This is a genomic window from Streptomyces sp. NPDC048361 (assembly GCF_040651795.1).
GTDB lineage: Bacteria > Actinomycetota > Actinomycetes > Streptomycetales > Streptomycetaceae > Streptomyces.
The window spans coordinates 1-23,315 of sequence record NZ_JBEZKW010000051.1; the positions used below are offsets into that span (position 1 = coordinate 1).

18 protein-coding genes, 1 pseudogene and 1 riboswitch are annotated in these 23,315 nt (G+C 71.1%); of the genes and pseudogenes, 5 read left to right on the forward strand and 14 right to left on the reverse strand.

Translation table 11 applies throughout. The annotated features are described in order from the left end of the window. Nucleotides 1–180: 180 nt before the first annotated feature. Nucleotides 181–3,342: a cytochrome P450 gene (locus AB0D31_RS25725; RefSeq protein ID WP_362727399.1), complete on the reverse strand. Its 3,162-nt coding sequence runs from the start codon at nt 3,340–3,342 to the stop codon at nt 181–183. A gap of 59 nt (nt 3,343–3,401) precedes the next feature. Between AB0D31_RS25725 and AB0D31_RS25730 the strand changes: the two genes are divergently transcribed. Both AB0D31_RS25730 and AB0D31_RS25735 read left to right on the forward strand, forming a co-directional pair. Next, complete coding sequence (locus AB0D31_RS25730; RefSeq protein WP_362727401.1) at nt 3,402–4,121, forward strand: PAS domain-containing protein; 720 nt, start codon at nt 3,402–3,404, stop codon at nt 4,119–4,121. Nucleotides 4,122–4,154: 33 nt separating this feature from the next. Beyond that, a complete protein-coding gene (locus AB0D31_RS25735; protein WP_362727403.1) occupies nt 4,155–6,266 on the forward strand; it encodes a glycoside hydrolase in 2,112 nt (703 codons plus the stop codon). A gap of 293 nt (nt 6,267–6,559) precedes the next feature. On the opposite strand, the gene AB0D31_RS25740 is transcribed toward AB0D31_RS25735, so the two are convergent. Then, entirely contained in the window at nt 6,560–8,182 is a 1,623-nt protein-coding gene (locus AB0D31_RS25740) for an adenosine deaminase (RefSeq protein ID WP_362727404.1), read from the reverse strand. A gap of 250 nt (nt 8,183–8,432) precedes the next feature. Here AB0D31_RS25740 and AB0D31_RS25745 point away from each other — a divergent pair, with 250 nt between their 5' ends. Next, entirely contained in the window at nt 8,433–9,143 is a 711-nt protein-coding gene (locus tag AB0D31_RS25745; RefSeq protein ID WP_362727406.1) for an HAD family hydrolase, read from the forward strand. A 117-nt stretch (nt 9,144–9,260) separates the two neighbouring features. Here AB0D31_RS25745 and AB0D31_RS25750 read toward each other — a convergent pair whose 3' ends face one another. The 5 genes from AB0D31_RS25750 to AB0D31_RS25770 all read right to left on the reverse strand — a co-directional run bounded on the left by AB0D31_RS25750 (nt 9,261) and on the right by AB0D31_RS25770 (nt 14,352). Beyond that, nucleotides 9,261–9,701: a nucleoside deaminase gene (locus tag AB0D31_RS25750; protein WP_362727408.1), complete on the reverse strand. Its 441-nt coding sequence runs from the start codon at nt 9,699–9,701 to the stop codon at nt 9,261–9,263. A 61-nt stretch (nt 9,702–9,762) separates the two neighbouring features. Beyond that, complete coding sequence (locus AB0D31_RS25755; protein WP_362727474.1) at nt 9,763–10,335, reverse strand: dihydrofolate reductase family protein; 573 nt, start codon at nt 10,333–10,335, stop codon at nt 9,763–9,765. A 72-nt stretch (nt 10,336–10,407) separates the two neighbouring features. Continuing rightward, the gene (locus AB0D31_RS25760) at nt 10,408–12,606 is read right to left on the reverse strand and encodes a DUF4157 domain-containing protein (RefSeq protein ID WP_362727410.1); all 2,199 of its coding nucleotides are present in this window, start codon (nt 12,604–12,606) and stop codon (nt 10,408–10,410) included. 216 nt (nt 12,607–12,822) lie between these two features. After that, nucleotides 12,823–13,188 (reverse strand): STAS domain-containing protein, encoded by a 366-nt coding sequence (locus AB0D31_RS25765; RefSeq protein WP_362727476.1) that lies wholly within the window; start codon nt 13,186–13,188, stop codon nt 12,823–12,825. A 384-nt stretch (nt 13,189–13,572) separates the two neighbouring features. Then, on the reverse strand, nt 13,573–14,352 hold the full coding sequence (locus tag AB0D31_RS25770) for a LysM peptidoglycan-binding domain-containing protein (protein ID WP_362727412.1): 780 nt from the start codon (nt 14,350–14,352) through the stop codon (nt 13,573–13,575). Between the two features lie 2 nt (nt 14,353–14,354). Further along, a riboswitch (cyclic di-AMP (ydaO/yuaA leader) is annotated at nt 14,355–14,538 on the reverse strand. Nucleotides 14,539–14,975: 437 nt separating this feature from the next. On the opposite strand from AB0D31_RS25770, the gene AB0D31_RS25775 reads away from it, so the two are divergent. Both AB0D31_RS25775 and AB0D31_RS25780 read left to right on the forward strand, forming a co-directional pair. Continuing rightward, on the forward strand, nt 14,976–15,887 hold the full coding sequence (locus AB0D31_RS25775; protein WP_362727413.1) for a PfkB family carbohydrate kinase: 912 nt from the start codon (nt 14,976–14,978) through the stop codon (nt 15,885–15,887). Nucleotides 15,888–15,965: 78 nt separating this feature from the next. Then, nucleotides 15,966–16,355, forward strand: a pseudogene (locus tag AB0D31_RS25780) (RraA family protein); the annotation flags it as partial. A gap of 160 nt (nt 16,356–16,515) precedes the next feature. On the opposite strand, the gene AB0D31_RS25785 reads toward AB0D31_RS25780, so the two are convergent. The 7 genes from AB0D31_RS25785 to AB0D31_RS25815 form a co-directional block, all read right to left on the reverse strand. Next, nucleotides 16,516–17,199 (reverse strand): hypothetical protein, encoded by a 684-nt coding sequence (locus AB0D31_RS25785; protein ID WP_362727415.1) that lies wholly within the window; start codon nt 17,197–17,199, stop codon nt 16,516–16,518. Nucleotides 17,200–17,302: 103 nt separating this feature from the next. After that, nucleotides 17,303–17,920 (reverse strand): phosphatase PAP2 family protein, encoded by a 618-nt coding sequence (locus AB0D31_RS25790; RefSeq protein WP_362727417.1) that lies wholly within the window; start codon nt 17,918–17,920, stop codon nt 17,303–17,305. Nucleotides 17,921–18,210: 290 nt separating this feature from the next. Continuing rightward, nucleotides 18,211–18,585, reverse strand: coding sequence for a fluoride efflux transporter CrcB (gene crcB / locus AB0D31_RS25795; RefSeq protein WP_362727419.1), 375 nt, complete (start codon nt 18,583–18,585; stop codon nt 18,211–18,213). After that, nucleotides 18,582–19,085, reverse strand: coding sequence for a CrcB family protein (locus AB0D31_RS25800; RefSeq protein ID WP_362727421.1), 504 nt, complete (start codon nt 19,083–19,085; stop codon nt 18,582–18,584). Before AB0D31_RS25800 ends, crcB begins: the two co-directional genes overlap by 4 nt. 17 nt (nt 19,086–19,102) lie before the next feature. After that, complete coding sequence (locus AB0D31_RS25805; protein ID WP_362727423.1) at nt 19,103–19,603, reverse strand: universal stress protein; 501 nt, start codon at nt 19,601–19,603, stop codon at nt 19,103–19,105. Nucleotides 19,604–19,612: 9 nt separating this feature from the next. Next, entirely contained in the window at nt 19,613–20,848 is a 1,236-nt protein-coding gene (locus AB0D31_RS25810; RefSeq protein WP_362727477.1) for an SLC13 family permease, read from the reverse strand. Between the two features lie 169 nt (nt 20,849–21,017). Next, entirely contained in the window at nt 21,018–22,940 is a 1,923-nt protein-coding gene (locus AB0D31_RS25815; RefSeq protein WP_362727424.1) for a bifunctional metallophosphatase/5'-nucleotidase, read from the reverse strand. Nucleotides 22,941–23,315 lie beyond the last annotated feature (375 nt).

Below are 23,315 nucleotides of genomic sequence, written 5' to 3' on the forward strand. Positions count from 1 at the left end.
CCAACATCGTGCATTCCACCCGCCTCCCCGACCTGGTGGGCATCGCGTGCTCTCTCCCGGTGTCGAGGTGGCGGGGAGGCCCGCCGCGCGGCGGGCCTCCTCTCTCCCTACGATTCTGGTGCGCGCCGCGCGGGCCCGCCCCCCGGACACCCGGACCGCCCGGCGAATGTGACCGGCGGCTCAGCCGGCGTAGACGTCCTCCACATAGCGGCCCTCGGCGGTCAGGCCGGCCAGCCAGCTCTCGGCTTCCGCCGCCGTGGCCCCGGTGCGCTGTGCGTAGAGGGCGTGGAAGGCGGCCCGTACGCCGGGCGCCATGCGGTTGCCGTCGCCGCACACGTACACACGCGCGCCGGCCTCCAGGAGCGGCCAGAGGTCGTCCGCTTCTGCGGCGATGCGGTGCTGCACGAAGCGGCCCGTACCGTCGGCGGGGGCACTGAAGGCGGGGCGCAGCGAGAGGACGCCGGCCCGTTCGGCGGCGCGCAGTTCATCGGCGTGCAGGTAGTCGGCTTCGGGCGCGTCGCATCCGAAGTACAAGATGGCCGGAGCTGGTTGACGGGCCGTCAGGCGTTCGGCGACGGCCCCCCTGAAGGGGGCGAGACCCGTGCCTGCGGCGATCATGATGACGGGTTCCGGTGCGTCGGGTGCGATGCGGAATGCCTCGCGGCAGGGCTGGATACGGGCGAGTACGGTGTCGCCGGGCCGCAGCGAGTGCAGATGGCCGGAGCCCGTGCCACCCGGGTTGAGCGCGACCATGAGGTCGGCGTGGCGCGGGTCGCGGGCGGGCGAGGAGGACACGGAGTACTGGCGGGGGCGCAGCGGGGGCAGCAGCTCCAGGATGGCGGGCCAGTCGAGGGCGCCGCGCAGCGCCGGATGGTCCTCGATGAGCCCGAGCAGGGGACGCGGGTCGTCGGCCGCGAGGTGTTCGAGGGCGGCCCGCTCGGGCGGGCAGGGGTTGCGGGCGGCGAGCAGCGCGACCTGCGCGGCGCTGGGCCGCGCCCCCAACTCCACGTAATACGTGAGCAGTTCTCGCACCGACAGCGGGCGATCGGCGGGCAGCGCGTCGGGGCCCGGGCCACCCTGGGCGTGGATGTTCAGCACGGTGTCGGGGTCGACGCCGAGGGCCGCGGCGGCGCGGGCGACCACCGCGGGCGGGTTGGCGGGCAGCACGGTGAGGTGGTCGGCGGTGCGGTACCCGACGCCGTCGGGCAGGGCGAGGCGCAGGAAACGCTTGGGGCGCGGGTGGCCCGGCGCCGTCAGATCGCGGACCTCGGTGACGGTCATCTCCCTCAGGCCGTGCCGCGAGGCAAGGGCCTGCCGGGGCCCGCCGGTGATCTCGGTGACGGTGTACGCGGCCTCGGCGGGCTCCGCCGCGGCGCCCACGGTGTCGGGGTCGCCGTACCGTTCGAGCAGCGCCACGCGCAGAGCGAGCGCGAACTCCCGCACGGTTGCCATGAGTTCACCGGACGCGTCGGCTTCGGCGCGGGGCAGCAACCGCTGCCCGCCGAGGGCCGCGAGACGGTCGTCGATGAGGGTGGGGACGCGCTGGTAGGTGGCGGCCCAGTTGCGGTCGCCGACGCCGAGCACCGCGTACGGCACGGCGTGCGCCGCGCCGGGCTCGGCCTCCTCGGTCCAGCGCACGAACCGGGCCGCGTCGTCGGTGGGCTGTCCGTTGTAGGAGGCGGCGACGATGACGACGGGCCGGTCCCGGGGCAGCGCGCCAGCGTGGGCGTCGAGCGGGGCGGTTTCGGTGGTGAGGCCGAGGGCGGTGGCCTCGGCGGCGAGCCGCTCGGCGAACTCCCGGCAGGTGCCGTAGTTGGTGCCGTGCAGGAGCAGCAGGCCGGTGCCCTGGCGGACCCGGGCGGGCAGCCCGGACGCCGGCTCGGTGGGCCCGGGCGTCGGGCGCGGGCCCGTGCCGGGCAGCGCGGCCCGGTTCAGGGCGCGGTCGGCGGCGGTGCGCGGGATCAGGGAGAGGGTGAACCCGTCGGGCTTGAGGGTGAGTGTTTCCTTGATCCGCAGCTGGTAGCCGGCCGAGTCCACGAAGCGGTAGCGGTGGGCGAGCAGCGCGAGCAGCATCGTCGCCTCGTGGAGCGCGAACTGCCGCCCGATGCAGGCCCGTTCGCCCGTTCCGAACGGCTTGTAGGCGTGTGGCGAGCGAGCCGCCTCCGCCTCGGGGGTGAAGCGCGCGGGGTCGAAGAGCTCCGGGTTGTCGCCCCACGCGGGATCGCGGTGGAGCATCGGCGTGAGCACGGTGACCTGGTCGCCGGCGCGCAGCGCGAGGCGCCCGCCGAGCACGGTGTCCTCGCGTGCCTGCCGGGTGAACGCTGCGGCCGTGGGCCACAGCCGCAGCGTCTCGCTCAGCACCTGGCGGGTGAAGCGCAGCTTGCCGATGTCCTCGAAGTCCGGTTCGGGGTCCGTGGTGTCGCCCCACAGCTCGTCCGTCTCGCGCTGGACGAGGCGCAGCGCGGTCGGGTCCTTGAGCAGGTGGAGCAGGGCGAAGGCCAGGGTGCCGGAGGTGGTTTCGTGGCCGGCGATGAGGAAGGTGATGACCTGGTTGCGGATGTTGGCAGCGTCCAGGGTGGTGCCGTCCGCGGGGTGTGCGGCGCCCAGCATCAGGCCGAGCAGATCGTCGACGGAGGTGTCCCCGCTCGTGGTGCGGGCGGCGATGACCTCGTCGACTACGGAGGCGAGGTAGGCGGAGTCCCGCGCGAACTCCTCGTCCTGCACGCTGTGGTCGGCGTCGGCGGAACGGCCGAGCCTGCGCATGCTCCACTCCAGGCAGCGCACCATGGCCTCGACGAAGGGGTGCGGGGTGGCCCGTCCGAACGAGTCGAAGTCGAAGCCGAACCCGGCGAGACCGATGGTGTCGAGGGTCATCCGTGTCATGTCGTCGGCGACCTCGACCGCCGTGCCGAGCGCCGCCTGCCGGTCCCAGCTCTCCATCACACGGCGTGCGACGCGCAGCATCGCCGGGTGGTAGGTGCGCATGGAGCCGAGCGCGAAGGCCGGCATGAGGATGTCGTGCGCCTTGGACCAGTTCGGCTCGTCGTTGTAGGCGGTGAACAGTCCGTCGCCGGCGAACTCACGCACGTAGTCCAGGGTCTTCGAGATGCCCTTGGAGAAGCGTGTCTCGTCGGCGAGTTCGGTGACCAGGTCGAGCGATGTGGCGAAGAGGTGCTGGTGCTCGCCCAGCCGGCGCCGGAACACCGGCCCGTGGGCCCGGGCCAGTTCCATGGTCTGCTGGATGGGCGTCGCGGTGAGACCCAGGGCCGTGATGTCGACGAGAGGGACCCCTGCGTCGTCGGCGGGGCCTGCTGCTGTGGGGATCAGGATCGTGTCCGTCATGGTGCAAGCCTCACCCGCCCGGTGTGCCGCTCCCGAGCCGTGGACTGCATGATTGTGCAGTGGTTTCTCGCGTCCGGCACTTGCGGACGGGCCTGGAATGGGGCGGTGGCACGCGGATGGCCGACGAGCAGGCGGCGGTGGAGGACATCAGCACGTGGCGCAACCACTTCCTGACCCTGCTCGACCGCATCCCCCTACCGATCGCCGTCTGCCGGATGGACGGCGAGATTCACGTCGCCAACCCCGCGATGGCCGCGGAGTGGGGCACCGTACCCGGCCGGCTGCGGGGGCGTTCGCTGCGCGAACTGTTCACGCCGCGCTCCGAGGACCAGATCGAGCGGCTGGTCAGGGCGTTGCGCACGGGCCGCACGTCCCGCTACCCCATTGAGGTGAGCTGGCGCTCGGGCCCGGACGAGGAGGAGCGTCACGGCGAGTTCACCATCGATCCCATCATGGGCACCCTCAGTCCCGAGCCGGTGCTCCTCGCGATGCTGTACGTCCGCCACGAGCGCCCGGCGCCGGCGCCCTCGCCGCGCGGTTCGGTGAGCGAGGCGCAGGCCCGCATCCTGGCGCTCGCCGCGTCCGGCGCGACCACGGCCGCCATCGGCAAGGCGCTCGGCCTGACCGTCGACGGCGTCAACTACCACCTCACCCGGCTCTCGCAGCGCTGGCGCGTGCAGGGGCGTACGGCGCTGGTGGCGAAGGCGTACGCGCTGGGCGTCCTCTCCCCCGGCCGCTGGCCCCCGGCGCCGGCCGACGGCCTCACGGCGCCCTCTTAGAGCGTTCTTACAACTCTTCGTTATCACTGCGCCATGGACACCACCAAGGGGAACTCTCCCAGTGCGCGCCCGGCCCGTCGCCGTGCCCGTCGCCCCCTGCTCGCTCTCGCCGTCGCCACCGCTCTGGCGGCCGGCCTCGCCCCCGCCGCCTCGGCCGGGCCCACCAGTTCCACCGGGACGCGCATCCACGGCGCGCGGGTGGATCTGCCGGTGGCCGGCGGCACGGCCACCATCGACCCCGCCACGCTGGGGATCGAGGCGCACACCGACGACGGCCGGACCGTGAGGGTGTCGGACCCGGCGGCGGGCACACTGGGTAGGCCCGGCGGCGTGACCCGCTCGGACAAGGGCGCCCAGTGGTCCTATCCGGGCCGGGGGCTGCACGTCGAGGCACACGTCGAGCGCGGCAGGCTGCTCGTCTCGATCACCTCGGACCGGGACGCGACCCTGGCCTGGCCGGTCACCGGCGCCGATCCGGACGCCGTCTCCCTCCAACTGCCGCGCGGCGAAGGCCTTTCGCTGCCGGTCGCCGACCCCTTCTGGAACTCGCCGCACGCCCAACTCACGGGATCCACCGAGGACATGGCCTCTCAGCTCACGCTTCCGGTGTGGGGCTACACGCTCCGCGGCGGCCGGGGTGTCAGCTACCTCACCCCCACCGACATCGGTACGTCACTCGCGTACGCCTCGCGGGACGGGCGTCTGCGCACCACGGCCGAGCACACCTTCGCGCGGGCGGAGGCGGCCGGCGACTACACCGTCGCCTTCAGCCTCACCGACGGCTCGGCGGTCGCGCCCGCCGTCGACTACCGGCACTGGCTCAGCGAACACGGCATGCTCGGCAGCCTCAGCGACAAGATCCGCGAGAACCCGGAGACAGGCAAGCTCCTCGGCGCGTTCCACGCCTACGCGTGGGGCGGCGCCCGCCGTGCGACGGGCATAAAACACCTCGCGCAGCTGGGCGTGGACCGGCTCTGGCTCGGTTACGACGCCGATGACGCCCCCATGCGGAGCGAGGACATCGCGGCGGCGCGGCGGGCCGGCTATCTGGTGGGGCCTTACGACTCGTTCGCCAACGGGCGCGAGAAGGGCCCCGACACCCCGCCGAACTCGGTATGGCCCGACGGGGTCTACCCGTCCTTCTGTGTGCGCCGGGCCGACGGCTCACCCCAGCCCGGCTTCCACCGACAGGGTTGCTACCTCAGCTCGCAGGCCTTCGAACAGGCCGAGCCGCAGCGGCACTACCTCGCCGAGCGCACGCGTTCCCTGGTGGCGGGCGGCGCGACCAGCTATTTCCTGGACGTGGACGCCGCGGGCGAGCTCTTCCACGACCACGACACCGCCCACCCGATGACCATGGCGCAGGACCGGGCCAACCGGCTCGCGCGGATGCGGCGCCTGACCGACGGCACCTACGATCCGAGCTCCCCGCGGCCCGTTCCGCTGGTGCTCGGCTCGGAGGCGGCCGGTTCCTGGGCCAATCAGGTCCTCGCGTTCGACCACGGTTCGGGCACCGTCGTCGACGGGCGGCTCTGGCCGATGGAGACCGGCCACTTCGACTCCACGCCGGACCAGCCCAAGGACGACACCGCCTGGGGCGGCTACACCCCGGCCGCGGCTCCCGACACCTTCTTCAAGCCGGTGCGGGTGGGCGACTTCAAGCCCGAGCACCGGGCGGCGGTGGCCGACGCCCTCAAGGCGATGTACGACCCGGCCTACCGGGTCCCGCTGTACGAGACCGCCTTGCACGGCTCGCTGGTCAATGTGGAGCGCTGGGAACTGCCCTTCGGCAAGCTGCCCGACGAGAAGACGGACCGGGCGCTCCTGGCGATGCTCTATAACACGCCGCTGAACTTCGTCCTCAGCGACAAGGATCCGCGCAACGAGCAGAACGAGCATGAACTGGCCGCATTCCAGTCGTACTTCGCTCCGCTCCACCAGGCGGCGGGTACGCAGGAGTTGACGTCCTTCACCTGGCTGACGGGCGACCGCACCGTGCAGCGCACGGTCTTCGGCGACGGCACCCTCACCGTCACAGCCAACTTCGGCACCACCAGCCACGCAGGCCTGCCCGGCGGCTGCGTGGACGCGACCCTCGACCACGGCGCGCCGCACCGGCTGTGCCCGGCGAAGATCGTGTCGTAGAACCCGCTCGCCCACCCCACGGCCGCCGCTCCGGCACGCGCTGCTCGTGGCCGCCGTGGGGTGGGGGCACGAGGTCGCGGCAAACACGGGGCGGTGCCGCAGACTGAGTCACAACAACTCCTCGCCGGCTGCGGCGCCATCTGCCTGCTCGCCGCGGTGGTCGGTGCCTGCGCACCGGCGCTGCGGCGAGCCGACGTCGTTGCGGCCGACGCCCGCCCACGGTGACCGGCGCCCCAGGCAGTCCCTTCGAAGCCCCGCGACCGGGTGACGCCCAGATGCGCACCGGATGCGCATCAGCGGTGCGCGTACCGGTTCTCGAAGTCGCGCCAGTCGGCCTCCAGCTTCCACTGGAGCGCCGCCTTGGGGCTGGTCGCGAGGAACGTACGGCAGGAGCGGCTCGGAAGCCGGTGGGAGTCGGGGGTGTCCCGGGTGCACGGCTCGGCGTACGTGTCGTACCGGTCCTGCTCCTTCCACAGGTCGCGGCCCTCCACGAAGGCGTGGTCCAAGGAGGCGCGCGCCAGGGTTCGCAGCTGTGCGACGCTCAACTCCTGGTCGGTGACGCCCTGTTGGAACACGGCGGTCAGGTCGGTACGGCTGACGCCCGGGTCGTCGGTGGCGAGGGCGACGGGTACGCCGCGTTCGAGGTAGGTGCGCAGGGGGTGTCTGTCGCCGCTGACGCGGAGGATCTGCGCGTTGCTGATGAGGGGTGCCTCGACCAGGATGTGCTGCCGGCGCATCCGAGCGGTGAGGGCTTCGGGGTCCCGTTCGTGGGCGAGGTCCACGCCGTGCCCGATCCGGTCGGCTCCTGCGACCCGGACGGCTTCGTTGACGTGGAAGCTCAGATCGTGGTCGTCGACTCCGTCGAGGCCCTCGGTGAGTTCACCCGCGTGCAGGCTGACCTGCACCTGCGGGGAGCGGGACTTGAGGAAGCCGATCATCTGCATGTGCAGGGTGTAGTCCCGCAGCGCGACGGGCGCGTCCTCCGGCTGCACCATGTTGACGCCGACGAACCCGCCGAGGTGGTGGCGTGCGAGCTCGAACCCGAGGATCTGCTGGGCGAATACATAGCGGGGGTCCTGGGCGCGCAGCACCTGGTAGTCGAAGCGGATCGCGACCCCGCAGGCCTGCGGCGCGGTGCTGCTCTCGCAGCCGAGCAGCTTGCGGTGGTCGCGGATGCTCCGGTCGGTGTCGTCGGCGGCCTGGTGGACCAGCGCCTCGAAACGGGGGTCGGCGGTCAACGTGGAGCGGAACGCTGCGAGATCCCCGGTGTCGGGGTTCTGGAGGTCGGGGTTCTGGAGGTGGATGTCGTCGACGAGCCGGTTGAGCGTTCCTGCCTCCGGGGTGACCAGCGTCTCCAGATAGCCGCTGTTCTCCTGGGCCGCGGCGCGGGCCACTTCGGCGAGCATGTCCGCGTCGTGACCGGCCGCGGCCTCCTGGAACTTGCCGAACGCGTCGAAGAAGTGGTCGTGCCCGGGCTGCGGATCCCCGTCGGGCGGCAGAACGAACCCCTCCATCGACCATGCCCTGACCACATCGCGCCGGAAGGGCCCCGGGGACACGGCGTCCACTGCCGGGCGTTGGCCGGCGGCGCACGGACGCGGCCCCGGTGAAACGATGTAGGTCGTCGTGTCGACGCACTTTCCGTCCCGTGCTGCGTACCCGATCAGCGACTCGGCTCGTACCGCGCCTCCCAGGTGGTGGTGGAGGTCGCCGCCCTTCGGCAGGTCCGCGAGGAAGCGCCGCAACTCGCTCGGCGAGTCCACGATGCGCCCCAAGTACGCCTGCACGCGGGCCTCTTCAGCGACCCGGACGCTTTGCTCCGCTGCAGCGGCGGCCGCGGGCAGTACCTGAGCGGCAACGCCGAGAGCCGTCAGACCCGCCACCGCCGCCCACCGGCTTCCGTGCCACTTCCGCATGGTCGGGCCCTCTTCTCGTCCACGTGTCGTCATGTCCACGCTGCATCACACCATGGGAGGCATGGGGAGCACTTCCACACCCGCCGGGGCCGGCACACGTGCGCGTACCACCGCTCGGGAGGCGGCTACTCCCGAACCGGGCGAAGGAGGGCGGCGGGGTCCGACGTCGTGGGTCGCCGCACGCGGATGAACCCGATCCTGCCGGACCGGCTCAGTAGGGTGAGGCCGATCCCGGCAGAAGGGTCTCCGCATGGCACAGGTGCGCGTGCTCGCGCTCGATTTCGTCGGCACCCTGGCCGGTCATGGGCCGGCCCCGGACGGACAGTGCGTCGCGGACGTCCTGCGGACCATGCCGGGTGCGCTCGTCCCCGACACCTTCGCCGGCCGCTTCGACAGCGTCACCCGCCGCTTCCGCCTGACCGACCAGGCCCGCGGGGTACGCACCTCCTTCACCGCTCGGCTGCGGCGCGCCGCCCACGACTGCGGTGCCGTCGTCCCCGACCTGCGGCTCGCGGTCGAGGCGGTGTTCAGCGTGGTGCCCGACGCCGGGGTCGACCCGCGGGCGGCGCAGGCGCTACGGGTGCTGCGCGGGACCGGGCTGTCCTGCGTGCTTGCCTCCAACACCGACCGCCCCCACTCGGTACGTCTCCGGACGCTGCGGGCGGCAGGGATCGCCGACTGCTTCGACGCGCTGGTGCTCTCCAGCGCGCTGGGCCTGCGCAAACCGGATCCGCGCTTCTACGCCACGGTGACGCAAGCGGCGGGGTGCCCGCCCGAGGACATCCTGTTCGTCGGAGACAACCCGGAGAACGACGCCACCGCTCCGCACGCCTTCGGCATGTCGGCCGTCCTCATCACCTCGGCTCCACGCCCGGCGACGCTGCCCGCCGCTATTGCCACGATCCGCCACTTCGACGAGCTGACGCATCGAATCAATTTGGTGCGAGGACAGGTGAGTTGAGGGCACCCGAGGGGGAGGGGGGCCGCTCATTCCGGCGTCCCGGGCCCGGGGTCCGGCGCCTTGTACCGTAAGCCCTTGAGCCTTGCGCCTGCCCCGGACACCCGGACCCCATCCGCGTCATTCTCCAATGTCCTCATTCCACAACGCCCGGTGCTCCGCGATGAATTCGGTCATCATGGCCACGCATTCCTGATCGTCGAGCACCACGATCTCGACCCCGTGCTCGGCCAGCCATTCCCGGCCGCCCCGGAAGGTCCGGTCCTCACCCACAATGACGCGCGCGATACCGAACTGCCGCACCAGGCCGCTGCAATACCAGCACGGAGACAACGTCGTCACCATGGTCGTACCCCGATAGGAACGCAAGCGTCCCGCATTGCGGAAGGCGGTGGTTTCGGCGTGCAGAGAAGGGTCGTTCTCCTGCACCCGCAGATTGTGTCCGCGCCCCAGGAGCGTCCCGTCCGCGCCGTAGAGCGCCGCACCGATCGGGATGCCACCCTCCGCGAGACCCGCCCGGGCCTCCTCGACGGCCGTCACCAGCCACTGCTCTGCCGTCATCGGTGAAACGGACTCCATGTGCTGCTCCCCTGTCGTGGCGGCTGGTCGGGGTGAGTTCCGGTCACGCCGATGCCCTGACCCGTTGGTGGCGAAGGAGGACGACGCCGTTCCCGAAGGTACGGGTCTCGACGAGGCGCAGCTCGCGGAATCCGTCGGCCTGTGCCGAGGCCGGGTCGTCGGGGATGAACAGGGGCCGGCCCCTGCCGAGCACGACCGGGTGGACGTAGAGGCGGTACTCATCGATGAGATCGTGGCGCCGGAAGGACGCCGCCAGGTCCGCCCCGCCCAGCGCCAGGTCTCCGTCCGACCCGGCTTTGAGCGCCTCGATCTCCTCCACCACGACCTCGTGTTTGACAACGGCGTTCCATTCGGCTTCCTGGACAGTCCGGGAGAACACGACTTTCGGCATCTCCCGCCAGATCCGGGCGAATTCGGCCACCGGCGCGGGCGCATCGGGATCGGCGTCGGCCGTGGGCCAGAATCCCGCCATGAGCTCGTGTGTGACCCGGCCTTCCAGAAAGGCGCCCATGGTGCGGAGTTCGTCGTTGAAATGCCGGTGCAGTTCGTCGTCGACCTTGTGCCAGTCGATCTGCCGTTCGGTCCCCTCGAAATAGCCGTCGAGCGAGACCGACATGGAAAGGATGATCTTTCGCTTCGCTGTCACCCGCGAAACGATACGCCGCCCGGTGCCGGCCTTGCCTCAAGGCTAGTCCCGCTTGGCGTACTTGAGGTCCTTTCCGTTGTTGAGCTGTTCGATCAGCTTGAAGGCGGCCACGGCCAGAGGCTTCAGCTTCTCCGCAGGCACCCGGTCCTCCATGCGGCGCAGCTCGGCCACCATCAGCTGGATCTCCTGCTTCTTCACGGTGACGCTGTTGTCCTGGTCGCCCAGCGCGCCGAGCGACTTGTGGACGGCCTGCGCCCCGGGCTCGTCGTCGACCATGTCCCGCTGCTCGGGCGTCAGGTGCTCGGTGTTCTTCAGCAGGTCGTGTCCGAGGGCCACCGTTCGGAGCCACTTCGCACGGGTCAGCGTGATCGTGGTCTGGGTGCGGTCGTTCGCCAGACCGCGCTCCACCGACGCGCCGAACAATGGCATGTTCCCCTCGCGGTCGACGGCCCTCAGAACCAGGGTGGCGAACTGGTCCGGGTGCTCGCGGAAGTACTCCTGCACGGGGCGCGGCAGCAGACCGAAGTTGTGGGCGAAATCGGTGCGGGCCATGAGACCGCCCGCGATCGACTTGGCGTTGGCGCCCGCCGGCAGTTCCTCGCCCTCCAGCACATAGGCGCCCAGATGCATGACGAGACCCGTCAGGCTGCCGATGTCGCCCTTGGACAGGGTGAGCCCTTCGGGAGGGGTCGCGCTGAGCTCCCCCACCGCCCGCTCCGCGCCCGCCTTGGCCGCGGGCAACGTACCGAACCCGCCGGCGAAGAGGTCGCGGCGTGCCCGCGCGCGCCGCTCACCGGCATGCGTGATCTTCCCGTGCATGGTGTTCAGCATGCCGCCCAGGGTCTTCGGCCTGGGCTTCTCGTCCTTGTCGGCCAGATAGCCAATGAGGTCCGGCAGCCGGTCCAGGCGCATCCCGGCGGTGGTCTGCGGGGAGAACGAGAGCGCCCCACTGAAGGGGTAGATGCGCAGGTGGGGCTCGGGCGTGCCGCCTCCGGCGGTAACGTCCTCGGAGGGGATGGAGGCGTCCTTCTGGCGCCCGTTGAGGTAGCGGGCCATGCGGGTGATGCCGTCGAGTACGGTGCCGACCTCGGCCACGGTGTCCAACGGGTCGGTGACCCACTCCAGGTTGGAGCCGCCCGAGGGGCTGGCGTCCGCGGTCAGGTCGTACTTGGTGCCCCGCACCACCACGCCATCGGGCCCTCGCCCCTTGCCGAGGTTCTCACCCATCAGGGGCGCCTCGGGAATCTGACTGGAGATCATCAGGCTCATCTCGGTCGCGGCCCGTTGTGCACTGCCCCGCTTGAACTCCGTTGCTTCGAGCCGCCTTTCGCCCACCGCGTTGAGGAACTCCCCGTCGAACCAGCGAGCCCGGAGCGCCTCGGGGGACTCGGCCTTCTCCTCCTCGGTCAGCTGCTTCGCCTGGGGTTTGATCACCAGCTCCATGAGCTTGGCGTTGAGCAACCGGTCTCTCTGCGAAATCCGTTGCTCATGGATCGCGGTGTCGGCCACGGGATCGGCGACCCGCCGGACGTTCCACTGCGCCTCGAACTCGAACCCAACGGCCCGCTGTACGGCGGCGGGAGCGGTGGCAGAGGAATGTGCATGCGATGGCCCGTCACATACTCGCTGTACGGGTTCGGCGGACGACTCGGCGTCGGCCACGGGCTGGTCGGCCACGGGCTGGGAGAGCGCCCGGGTGGCATTCGCCTCGGCCGCCCGCTCGAAGGCGTCCGAAGGGTCCGACATGCTCAAGCCCCCGCCGGTGTCGGTGCCGGCTACGGGTCCTTGGCGCTGCTGGATGACATGGGTGAGTTCATGCGCGAGGGTATGGCGGTCGGCGCCGCCCCGGCCCACCACGACATGGCTTCCGGAGGTGTAGGCGCGGGCGCCTATCTCGGCGGCGGAGCGCTGCGCCGCGACGTCGTTGTGCACCCGGACGTCACCGAAGTCGGCGCCGAGCCTGCTCTCCATGTCGGCACGCACCTCCGAGTCCAGCGGCCGGCCGGATCCACGCAGTACGTCGTGGACGGCGGAGCGCTGCACCGCGGCGGCCCGCTGGGCGACGAGTCCGGCCACCGCGGCGTTCCCGGCGGACCGCTGAAGGGCGCGCACCTGCTCCGGGGAGAACCCGCCACCCGCCAGGCCCTGGCCGACCGTTGGCGCCTCGCCCCGTTCGGCGGCCCGCGGCACGGGCCCGCCGGGCGAGACGGATCGGCCCTGCTGGCTGTCGTGGGCGTGCACGTGAACCCCTTTGGTGGTGGGACGCGAAGTCCGGCTGTACGTGCTTATCACCGCGGGGAACGCCAGTGAAGGTACGGAAGGGCAGCGGAAGGTGCACCCTCGAGACAGCCGCCGAATCGCAAGGGCGCGCAACGACGTACCGTCACATGCGTCGCGACAGCGCACGGTGACGCATCGCCATATGCGCCAACAGGGTTTCTTTCAGAGGGTGTTGGACTACACCCGCGGGCCGATCGGTGAGGCGAGCGCCGCATCCTCGACGGTGGCGGCCGGCCGGATCAGCGCGTAGATCCCGCCCGCAGCGAGGACACGCAGATGCCACGGCCGTACGCAAACCAGGCCCAGCCGGCCACCGCGCTCCCGGATCCTGCGGTGCGCCCGGCAGAGCAGGGCGAGGACGGCACAGTCGAAGAACTCCACGGACCGCAGGTCCACCACCACGCGGGCGCCGGGCGGTTGTGTGGCCGCGTCGAGGTGCATCCGTACGTCGGGGGCGCTGGCCAGGTCGACGCAGCCGTGGACCTCGACGACGGTGACCCCGTGCACCAGATGTGTACGGGCATGACGGCACCGCTCAGGCAACAGCCCCGGCGGAAGGGGTACAGGAGCCGAGACGGACGGCCGAGCGGTGGTTCCCATGGGCAACTCCCGGTCCAGCAAAGGCCCCCGGGGTGCGGGGGGCACGGTAGTCGGACAGTCACCGTGGTCCGGGGTGACGCACTACCACCCTAGGAACAGACGCGTATGCAGAAACGTGCAGCCTTCAAATTGTTCACCCCGCCGGGTGAACGAAAGTTGCACCGCACCGCGTGGGCACCGCGTGGCCACCGCACCTGCGGACCTCGGCCACGGGCCGGGCCACCGTGATCAACAGTCCGGATGACCAAGTCCGGACGACCAACAGTCCGGCCGGACCCCCTCCGCCGTGGAGGGCGCCCGGCCTTCTTGGGTGTTCGCTCGGTCGTCTCAGTAGGCGCCGAAGACGTTGTCGATCGAGCCGTACGTCTTGGCGGCGTAGTTGCACGCCGCGGTGATGTTGGCGATCGGGTCGTAGAGGTCCGTGGAGGTGCCCGGCACGTGGAAGGCGGTGAAGGTGGGCTGGATCACCTGGAGGAGCCCCTTGGAGGGGGTTCCGGCGACCGCGTTGGAGTCCCAGTTGTTGATCGCCATCGGGTTGCCCGAGGACTCACGCATGATGTTGCGGTAGATCCCGTCGTAGGTGCCCGGGATGCCCTGCCGGCCCATGATGTCCAGCGACTGCTTGATCCAGCCGTCGAGGTTGTTGGCGTACGAGGCCGTGCTCGCGGTGGTCAGGGTGGCCGGGCGTGCGGAGCGGTCGGCCCGGCCGGCCGAGGCGTCACGCGCGGTCTCGGCCGCCTTGTCCTGGCCACTGAGGGTGAGCCGAATGCCGGGGTGGATGATGGCGGGGTTGCTGCCGATGACGCTCTGGTTGTCCTGGTAGAGCTGCTTCCAGCCACCGGTCACGTCGAGGGCGTCGGCGATCTTGGAGAGCGAGTCTCCCGCGACGACGGCGTAGCTCGTGGGGGACGCCTTCACGGCCGTGGCCGGCTTGGCTGCCGCGGCGACACTCGCCACCGTGGCGGTGTGGGCCGACGCGGGGGCGGCGGAGGCGGTGGTCGCGCCGATCACCGGCATGGCGAGTACGGCACCGCCGGTTCCGGCGGCGGCGAGCCCCCGGCTGAGCGAGCTGGACTTGGGGCGGCGGTGCTTGCCCTTTGCAGGCATGGTGTTGTCCTCTCCGTCGCCTGCGAGGTGAGCTGTCGGGTTCGGACCAGAGATGTCCGGCCGCGGTGTACGCGACTTCACCCCAGCCGTTCCGGAATCCGGATCGGCGGCTTACCTGGGTCCCCCGCTCCTGCCATACGTGTGTGGGAGGTTCCGGACGGCGGCAGGATTCGGCGTTCCATCCGGATTGACGGTGAACGTAAACGAATGGACCGAGTGGAAACAAGGCCAGAATTAATTGAGGAAGATCGGGATATTGATCCACTGAAATCCGTGGCCGCCGGAGGCCACCGCCGAAGTCCTCAACTCGCTTTGCGATGAAGGCAAATGGGCTCGGGCATTTTTCTGACAGCCCGTTGGGTGCGTGACCCAATTCACTCGGCCATCCCGGAACCGAACGACCCGGCGGCAAAAGCGGCGAGGCTAACCCATTAGCCCTAATTGGGACATTCTCCGGCACGTGGCCGCCAAACCCATAGCATTCCATTTCGGACACTAGGGACTTTTACGCTCGGCATAGGGTTCGGCCCCGAACCGGGAAATGCGACGCGCGCCACACCTCCCCTTCGCGATCATGGCCTCGGCCCGCCCTCCCGGCGGCGGGGCAACGGAGAGGTGGAGCGGTGACGCGAGAGAGCGCGGAGTACGACGTCCTGGTGGTCGGCGGGACGGGAGTGGACACCGTCGTCCGGGTGGACTCACTGCCGGTGCCGCTCGCCGACTCGGTCCAGGTCGGCCCGATCGAGGAGTGGCCGGGTCACACCGGGGCGAATGTGGCCATCGGGGCCCGGGCGCTCGGGCTGGAGGTCGGGCTGATCGACTGTGTCGGCGACGACTGGACCGGCGCCCAAATACGCACACGGCTGACCGAGAGCGGTGTGGACTTCGCCCCGCTCATCTCCCCCTCGGGCACCCGCCGCGCGGTGAACCTGGTGGCCGCGGACGGCCGAAGAATGTCCTTCTACGACGCCCGCGATCCCGCCGACCTGCGGATGCCGCGCGACTTCTACCTGCCGCGACTGCGCCGGACCCGGCACGCCCACGTCTCAATCATGAACTTCGCACGCTTCCTCTACGACGACATCGAGGACCTCGGCATCCCCGTCTCCACCGATCTGCACGACTGGGACGGACTCGCCGAGCACCACCGGGAGTTCGCCCTCCGCTCCGATCTGGTGTTCCTCAGCGCCGCGGGCGCGGGCGCCGACACCACGGCGCTCATGCGGGAGATTCTGCGCGAGGGCCGGGCGGACACCGTGGTGGCCACGGCCGGAGCGGACGGCTCCCATCTTCTGGTGCGCGGAGAGGCCGCGCCGCGCCACATCCCGGCGCTCCCGCCCCACTCCCCCGTCGTGGACACCAACGGCGCGGGTGACGCGTACGTGAGCGGATTCCTGTACGGAAGGCTCTCCGGCCTCGCCCCGCAACACTGCGCACGTATCGGCGCGATCGCGGGTGCGCACGCCTGCACGGCGCCGGCGGCCACGGATCCGCTCACGCTGGAAAGGCTTCTGGCGACGGATCAGATCGCTTGAGACCGTGGGGGACTTCGCCGCCCCAGGACCGCGGACGACATCCGGCCCCGACAACTCGCGCCCTGCCCAAGGAAGAACATGTACGACATCAATGAATTCAAGAACATTCCGCCGACGATCCTCGCCCATCTTCTGGGACGCGAGCAGGTCATGGATATGTGAATTCCCCCTTTGTAGTCGCCTATTCCGCGCGTCGCAGGTCCCGCATTCACCGTTCGGTGTCCCCCCGGCGACAACCTCACGCTGCACGCCGCCATTTACCGTGCCGCGCCGGATTCGGTCGTCGTCGAGTCGGGCGATCTGGACCACGCACCGGCCGGCGGAAACGTGTGTGCTGTCGCTCAACGCCGGGGCATCGCGGCGTTCATGGCGGACGGGGTCGGGGTCATACGCGACCTCGCCGAGGTACGCGCGTTGGGCTTGTCCGTCTTCGCCCGGGGCGTCATCCCCATCCCGCCGCATCGACAAGATCTTGAGCGAAGGCGGCTTCGACGGGTGAGGTGCGATCACCGACTGCCTTGTCCGCGGGGTCACTTGAGGGGACGGCCCGCCAGGCCCGCCAGGCCGCTTCACGGAACGGTCCACACAGCCCGTTGAGGAGACGGCCCGCGCTGCCGGCCCCTCGGGATCAGACCGTCCCCACCTCGCGGACCAGCTCCAGACCGAGCACACGGTCCAGGTGGGAGAACGTCTCGAACTTGGCGCCTTCCGGCACCTCGGACGCCGTCTCCAGGTCTTCCAGGAGGCGCAGGACGGCGGCGGTGTCCAGGCGGCTGTCCAGGGCGGCGCGTGCCGTGGCCTTCAGGTCGGCGGGGATCGGTTTCGACGGGTGGGCGGCCCAGTGCGCCACGGCGCGCCGCCACCGACTCAGGGTGCGCGCCGCTTCGTCGATCTCGTCGGCCGTGGCCGCGACGGGTTCCTCGTAGGGGTGGCCGAGCAGGAGCACGCGTACCGCGAGAGGGTCGAGGTCGTCGAGCGGCGGAAGTGCGGCTTCGCCGATCCGCAGGCACGCGGTGGTCGCCCCCGCGTAGGTGCCGCTGGTGAGGTGGACGGCGGGCCGACCGCCGAGGCCTTCGGCGATCGCCTCCGGGTCGCCTTCGGCATCGGCCGGGCGCAGCCCGGTGGCGGCCGCCGAGTACGCGGGGCCGGTCCACCCCAGGAGCACGGCCCGGCCGCGCAGTTCGACGACGCGGGCGAGTACGTCCGCGGTCAGCAGCACCCGCAGCCCCGTCCCCGCGTCACCGTCGGCGGGGACATGGGCGCAGACGCGCAGGGGGCCGGGTCCGGCGAGTTCATCGACGATTCGCAGCATGTCGTCGAGCCTAGGGGGTGTCTGACAGATCAGGGTCTCCCGGCCATGATCCGTCAGACACCCCGGGGGTCCGGGTCGCTCTGGACGCCGGTGCGCGCCTGGTTCAGGCGAGCAGTGGCTTGAGCGCGCCGGACCGCAGCCGGGTGACGAGCGGCGCCCCGTACCGGCGTGCGGACCACGACACCGCGAACGCGACCACGCCTCCGACCACGAGCGCGACCAGCACATCGTGCGGATAGTGCGCTCCGACGTACACCCGGGAGGCGCCCATCAGCAGGGCGGCCAGGGTGGCGACGGCGCCCAGACGGCGGTCGACGAAGAACAGGGCGACGGCCGCCGCGGCCACGACCGTGGTGTGGTTGCTGGGGAACGCGTAGTCGTCCAGCGGCGGGCACTTCTCGATGAGGAAGTCGTGCGGAAGGGCGCGGCAGGGGCGCGGCTCCGTGAACACCGACTTGACCGCGTCGTTCACCCCGTACGCGAGCACCATCGCCACCGGCGCGGCCAGCGCCGCCGCCATCACCGATGCGTCCTTGCGCCGGGCGATCCACCAGCCGACCAGCATGAACACCGCGAAGAGGGCGACGCCGTAACTGGTGTAGGCGGACACCGGGCCGTTCAGCCAGTGCGTGTGCCGGGCGAAGTCGGTGATGTCGCCGTACAGGCCGCCGTCGATGGACGCCCCGTCCAGGGCCATCGTCGAAGAGGTGGGACTCGTCATGGGATGCGGTTCTCCGAAGGTTCGAGGGCACGGCGCGCCCGGCCGGGAAACGCGGCAGGGCGATGAGGCGTCCTGTGCGTGACGGCCCGACGGGCGGGAGATGAATGTCTACAGGCTCGTAGACGCTACAGGGTCCGGATCGGTTGCGTGCGGGCGCGGTTCGTTGCGACGCGGATCGAAGCGGTCCGTCCGCCGCGCGCCCCGTCCGACGGGCTCCGCGCGCGGGGCCTCGCGACGCGGCCCGGGTGGCGGCGCTCAGCCCCCAGGCCCTGGGCCCCGTGTGGCGGCGCTCAGCCCCAGAGGGTCTCGGCGAGGCTCACGCCCAGGAAGACCGCACCGAGCCCGGCCGCCACGCTGACCAGGACGTTCGCGGCGGCGTAGAACTTCATCCCGCCCTCGGCGAGCCGGAGCGTTTCGTAGGAGAACGTCGAGTACGTACTCAACGCTCCGCAGAGGCCGGTGCCGACGAACAGCTGGACGTGTGAGGACGCGGCGCCCTCGGTGACCGCGCCGGTGAGCACGCCGAGGATCAGGCAGCCCACGACGTTGACGGTGAGCGTGCCCCAGGGAAAGACGCCGTCGTGCCGTGCCTGTACGGCGCGGTCGGTGAGGAACCGCAGCGGGGCGCCGATCATCGCCCCCGCCACCACAAGCAGCCAGTTCACCGGGCGCGCCCCTGTCCGAGCGTGCGGCGCGTGACCCACACGGCGCTCCCCACCATGACGAGCGCCACGACGAGAGTCAGCGTCATATAGGCGAGGCCCGTGCGGGGGCTTCCGTCGGCCAGGAACTTCTGGATGTCCACGGCGTACGTCGAGAAGGTGGTGAAGCCGCCGAGCACGCCGGTTCCGAAGAAGGGACGCACGAGCCGGTGGGCCGTCCACACCTCGGTGATCATCACCATGAAGACGCCGATCACGGCGCAGCCCACGCCGTTGACCACCAGGGTCGTCCACGGGAAGGAGCCGGGCGCGGTGGGCCACAGGAGCGACGCCGCATAGCGGGCCGTGGCTCCGACCGCTCCGCCGAGCGCCACGACGGCCACGACCGGGCCGAGCGCCTGTGCGGCGGCCGTGCCGCGTGGAAGCAGATCGGGGTCGATGTCGGGCTCGGTGCCGGCAGCGGATGCGGCGGCCGCGGCCGGCGGTGTGGTTCCTTCGGACATGCCTCTTCCTACCTGAATCAGGGTCCCGCGCGGTCGGGGGGCGACGGGGGCGGCAGCGAACCGAGGCCGGGCGCCGCGTCGGGCCAGACGAGCAGGACCGGACAGGGCGCGTGGTCCACGACGAACCGGGTCGCCGGGTCCAGGCTGCGGGGGCCGAGACGCGTACGGTCGCCGTCGCGGGCGCAGATCAGGAGGTCGGCGCCCTCGGTAGCGCGCACGATCTCCCGCTCGGTGCGGCCGTGCAGTTCGAGGCGGCGGGCCGGGCGGTCCAAGCGCCGCTCGGCCTCGGCGAATAGGTGGTCGGCGGCCGCCCGGGAGAGGCCTTCGAGGCGGGTGCCGGGATCGCGTTCGCGGTGGCCCCGGCCCAGGAGACCGGCGAACGCGCCGTGAGCCGCCTCGGCCACCGCGTCGTCGGTGACATGCAGCAGGACGAGGTCGGCGTCGGCCGCGGTGTGCTCGCGCGCGGCGTCCACACAGGCGGGCCAGGTCCCCTCGGTGATCCAGATGATGACGCTCATGAAATGCGGTCAGCCTCCGATCATGTGCAGCGCCGTCCACAGCGCGGCCGTTGACGCGACCAGTGTGACGGGAACGGTCAGCAGCCCGAGGCGGGTGAAGTCGCCGAGCGCCGGCGCGTCGTCGTGTTCGTGCAGGATGCGCCGCCACAGCAAGGTGGCGAGCGACCCCACATAGGTGAGATTGGGGCCGAGGTTGACGCCGATCAGGACGGCAAGGACCGGTCCCGGCCCGCCGGCGGCCGCCACCGGGAGCAGCGCGAGAACGGCGGGCAGGTTGTTGATGAGGTTGGACAGGACCCCGGCGACGGCGACGACCGCGAGCAGGGCGGGCAGCCCCTCGCCGTCGGGGAGCAGATGGCCGATGGCCGAGCCGAGGCCGTTGTCCACGACCGCCTTGACGACGATCCCGAGGCCCAGCACGAACAGGCAGAACGGCAGCCCTGCCGACGCCACCACCTTGCGGGGCGTGGTGCGGCGCCGCGCCAGGGCGCGGGCGGCGAGGACGAGCGCGCCCGCGAGTGCGGCCCACGCGGGGCTGAGGCCGGCGAACGAGGTCACCACGAACCCGCCGAGCGTGAGGACGAGCACCACCACGGTGAAGACGGGCACCGGGGTGTTCTCCCCCGCGCGCGCCCGGCCGGGCGCGGCCGCGAGGTCGGCGCGGAAGAAGACCCGGAAGACGGCGTACTCGACGGCGATGGCGGCGAGCCACGGCAGCGCCATCAGGGCGGCGAACCGCGTGAAGGACAGCCCGCTGGCGGCCAGGGCCAGCAGATTGGTGAGGTTGGAGACGGGCAGCAGCAGCGACGCCGAGTTGGCCAGGTGCGCGGTGGCGTACACATGCGGGCGGGCCCGGACGCCCGCACGGGCCGCCGTCGCGAACACCACGGGGGTGAGCAGCACGACGGTCGCGTCCAGGCTGAGGACGGCGGTGATGACCGCGGCGACGACGAACACCCCGCCGAGCAGGCGCTGGGCGCCGGCCCCGCACAGCCGGGCGACCGCGTCTCCGGCGGCCGCGAACAGGCCGTCGTCGTCGCAGAGTTGAGCGAGTACGAGGACGGCGGCGAGAAAGCCGACGACGGGCAGCAGGTCGCGGGTCTGCTGCCACGCCTCGGTGGGTGAGACCGCGCCGAGCGCGACGACGAGGCCCGCCGCCGGGACCGCGGCGACCGCTTCGGGCCAGTCGCGCGGGCGTACGACGGCGAAGGCGAGCACGCCGAAAAGGAGGACGGCCGACACGATCTCGGCGGTGACGGTAGTCAGAGTCGGCCTCCGGGCGACGGGCGATCACGGCCGCGGGCCTCGTGCCACGCCGCCGCGTTCGACCCTACGCGCTGGTCAGCGGTGCGCGGTCGCTGACAGGGGTGGCACGCGGACCCGGCTCGTGGGTCGCTCGCCGCGTGAGGCCGGGTCAGCAGCGCCCCTGGCCGCCGTCCGTGCCGACAGCGGCCACGCGGGGGGTGCGGTCCGCGTCGCGCGGGACGGTCAGGGGCAGTACCTGCGCGATGTCGCCGCGCGAGGCGGCCGCCCTGCGCGCGGTGGCCCGGCCGAGGGGGGCGGGGGCCAGGACGGACTGGCTCTGTACATACGCGACGAAGCTTTCGAAGTCGCGGGTGTGACGGACCGGTTCGGTGTGGTTGAGCAGGGCCGGGTAGTCGTCCGCGCCGAGCAGCGTGTAGGCGGTGGTGGCGAGCCGGTAGGTGGCGTGCGGGTCGAGCGGCGCGTTGTTGATGAGGACGTCGGCCGGATCGACCCGGTTGCCGACCGGTCCGGCGGCGTCGAAGGTGTACCGCACGTTGTGCGACACGGCGAAGGGCGCGAAGGCGAGGGTCTTCCCCTGCATCTTCCACTGCTGTTCCAGGGCGTCGTGGATGCACTGGCCCGTGACGGTCGCCGTGACGATGGGGTCCCCGTAGCCGACCGCGTTGAACGCCTTGGTGTAGGCGATGGCGCCCTGGGCGGCCGTGTCGAGGGGAAGGTCATCGTTGATGACACACGGGCCAAGGCGGGGTGCCACGGCGATCACCGCCAGGTCGGCCGGCACATTGGGCCAGATGTTGCCCGTGTCGAAGGGGTCCAGTTCCTGACCGCCCGCCCACAGCGCCCAGTCGGCCACGAGATTGCCCATGGTGCTCTCGCCGGTGGTGTTCCGGGTCCGGGTGAACGAGGCCGTCTGGCGGCCGATGCGGACCGCGCCGCGACGGGTGGCGTACCCGGTCCAGTAGTCGGCGATCTCCTTGAGGTCCGGGTCGGGTGTCACATCATGGGTGTTGGGGTGGTTGGTGGATGTGGTGAGTTCCCGCACGACTTCGCCGGTGGTCGCGTCGAGGCGCAGCTTGATCTCGTTCAGGATCTGGCCGTGGCAGCCGGCCTCGACGAACGGCCGGGGCCGTCCCGCCGGGTCGGGCACCATCATGTTGAACGCACAGTGCCAGTGTCCGGTGATGATCGCGTCGATGTCGGGCGAGGCGGCGAGCGCCAGGTCGTAGGCGGGGCCCGAGGGTGTACTCCCGCCGTTGAAGTCGCTTCCGGCCACCGCCCCGTCGTGCATGCTCAGGACGATCGCGTTGACTCCCTGCGACTTCAGGAGTGCGGCACAGCGGTTCGCGGTCTCCAGTTGGTCCAGCATGCGCAGCGCCGTCTGGAGACTTGTGGTGGCGGATTCGGTGCCGGTCACGGTGAGGTGGATGAAGCCGATCGGCAGCCGCCGCCCGTGGGGGCCGTGGACATACTCCACGTTGACCGGCGCGAGGACGGTGTCGCCGGATCTTCCCCACAGCATGTTGGCGCTGTAGTAGCGGAAGTCCGCGCCGGGGAAGGCCCGCCCGGTGGAGTCGGGGAAGGAGTTGGTCCATCCTTCACCCGCGTACGGGCTTCCGTTCTCCATGTGGTCGATCAGGAAGCCGGGGGTGCGGTCGAACTCGTGGTTGCCGGCGGTGGAGAAGTCGAGGCCCATGGCGTTCAGCGCCTCGATGGTCGGTTCGTCGGCGAGGGACACGGCAGGGAAGGCCCAGCCGGAGAACAGGTCGCCCTGCGCGAAGAAGAGCGAGTTGGTGTGTCCGGCCCGTAACGCCTCCAGGTGCGCGGCCAGATAGGGGACGCCGCCGACGGTGAACTTCTGGCCGCCGGCGCCGGTGATGACCTGGTCGCTGGTGGGCGGGGCCTGCAGATAGCCGTGCAGGTCGGTGATGCTGAGCAGTTGTACGTCCACGTACTCGGACGCGGTCGCGGCGTCGGCGGCGTCCTCGGCGGCCAGGGCGGGAGTGCCCGTCGCCGACATGGTCGCGAATGATCCCGCCGCCGTCATGAAGCCGCGTCGACCCAAGCTCCGCATGGGGATTCCTCACTCGAGAGTTGTGCGGCCGTACGGAAGGCGGTGTCGCGTTCCCGGCCGCCGGCTGTCCGGCTGCGGCCTCCACGCGGGGAGGACCGCTTCTGCCTCAACAGCGCCGAACCCCCGCGCCAGGGGTCGGCGCTCCTTCGTCGAGCACCGTGCGAGTGGCTTCGCCCGACTGTCACATGGAGAGGTACCCGCTGCCATTGTCCCCAGTGACAGCGTCACCAAATCCGTTGTACATCAAGCGAGTTGAGCCATATCGCCCAACCACCACATGGTCGTGACACCGACCGCCGCCGGACGTGCGCGGTTCACCGGCGGTGCCGCTCGCGTTCACGGCTGCACGGCGGTGGTGACTGTCGGACGGGCCTT

Bases quoted from the DNA above. Each gene is read 5' to 3' on its own strand.
- AB0D31_RS25725 (WP_362727399.1), bottom strand. From the start codon at position 3,342: ATGACGGACACGATCCTGATCCCCACAGCAGCAGGCCCCGCCGACGAC.
- AB0D31_RS25735 (WP_362727403.1), top strand. From the start codon at position 4,155: ATGGACACCACCAAGGGGAACTCTCCCAGTGCGCGCCCGGCCCGTCGC.
- AB0D31_RS25740 (WP_362727404.1), bottom strand. From the start codon at position 8,182: ATGCGGAAGTGGCACGGAAGCCGGTGGGCGGCGGTGGCGGGTCTGACG.
- AB0D31_RS25745 (WP_362727406.1), top strand. From the start codon at position 8,433: ATGGCACAGGTGCGCGTGCTCGCGCTCGATTTCGTCGGCACCCTGGCC.
- AB0D31_RS25750 (WP_362727408.1), bottom strand. From the start codon at position 9,701: ATGACGGCAGAGCAGTGGCTGGTGACGGCCGTCGAGGAGGCCCGGGCG.
- AB0D31_RS25755 (WP_362727474.1), bottom strand. From the start codon at position 10,335: ATGTCGGTCTCGCTCGACGGCTATTTCGAGGGGACCGAACGGCAGATC.
- AB0D31_RS25770 (WP_362727412.1), bottom strand. From the start codon at position 14,352: ATGCCTGCAAAGGGCAAGCACCGCCGCCCCAAGTCCAGCTCGCTCAGC.
- AB0D31_RS25785 (WP_362727415.1), bottom strand. From the start codon at position 17,199: ATGCTGCGAATCGTCGATGAACTCGCCGGACCCGGCCCCCTGCGCGTC.
- AB0D31_RS25790 (WP_362727417.1), bottom strand. From the start codon at position 17,920: ATGACGAGTCCCACCTCTTCGACGATGGCCCTGGACGGGGCGTCCATC.
- AB0D31_RS25800 (WP_362727421.1), bottom strand. From the start codon at position 19,085: ATGTCCGAAGGAACCACACCGCCGGCCGCGGCCGCCGCATCCGCTGCC.
- AB0D31_RS25805 (WP_362727423.1), bottom strand. From the start codon at position 19,603: ATGAGCGTCATCATCTGGATCACCGAGGGGACCTGGCCCGCCTGTGTG.
- AB0D31_RS25815 (WP_362727424.1), bottom strand. From the start codon at position 22,940: ATGCGGAGCTTGGGTCGACGCGGCTTCATGACGGCGGCGGGATCATTC.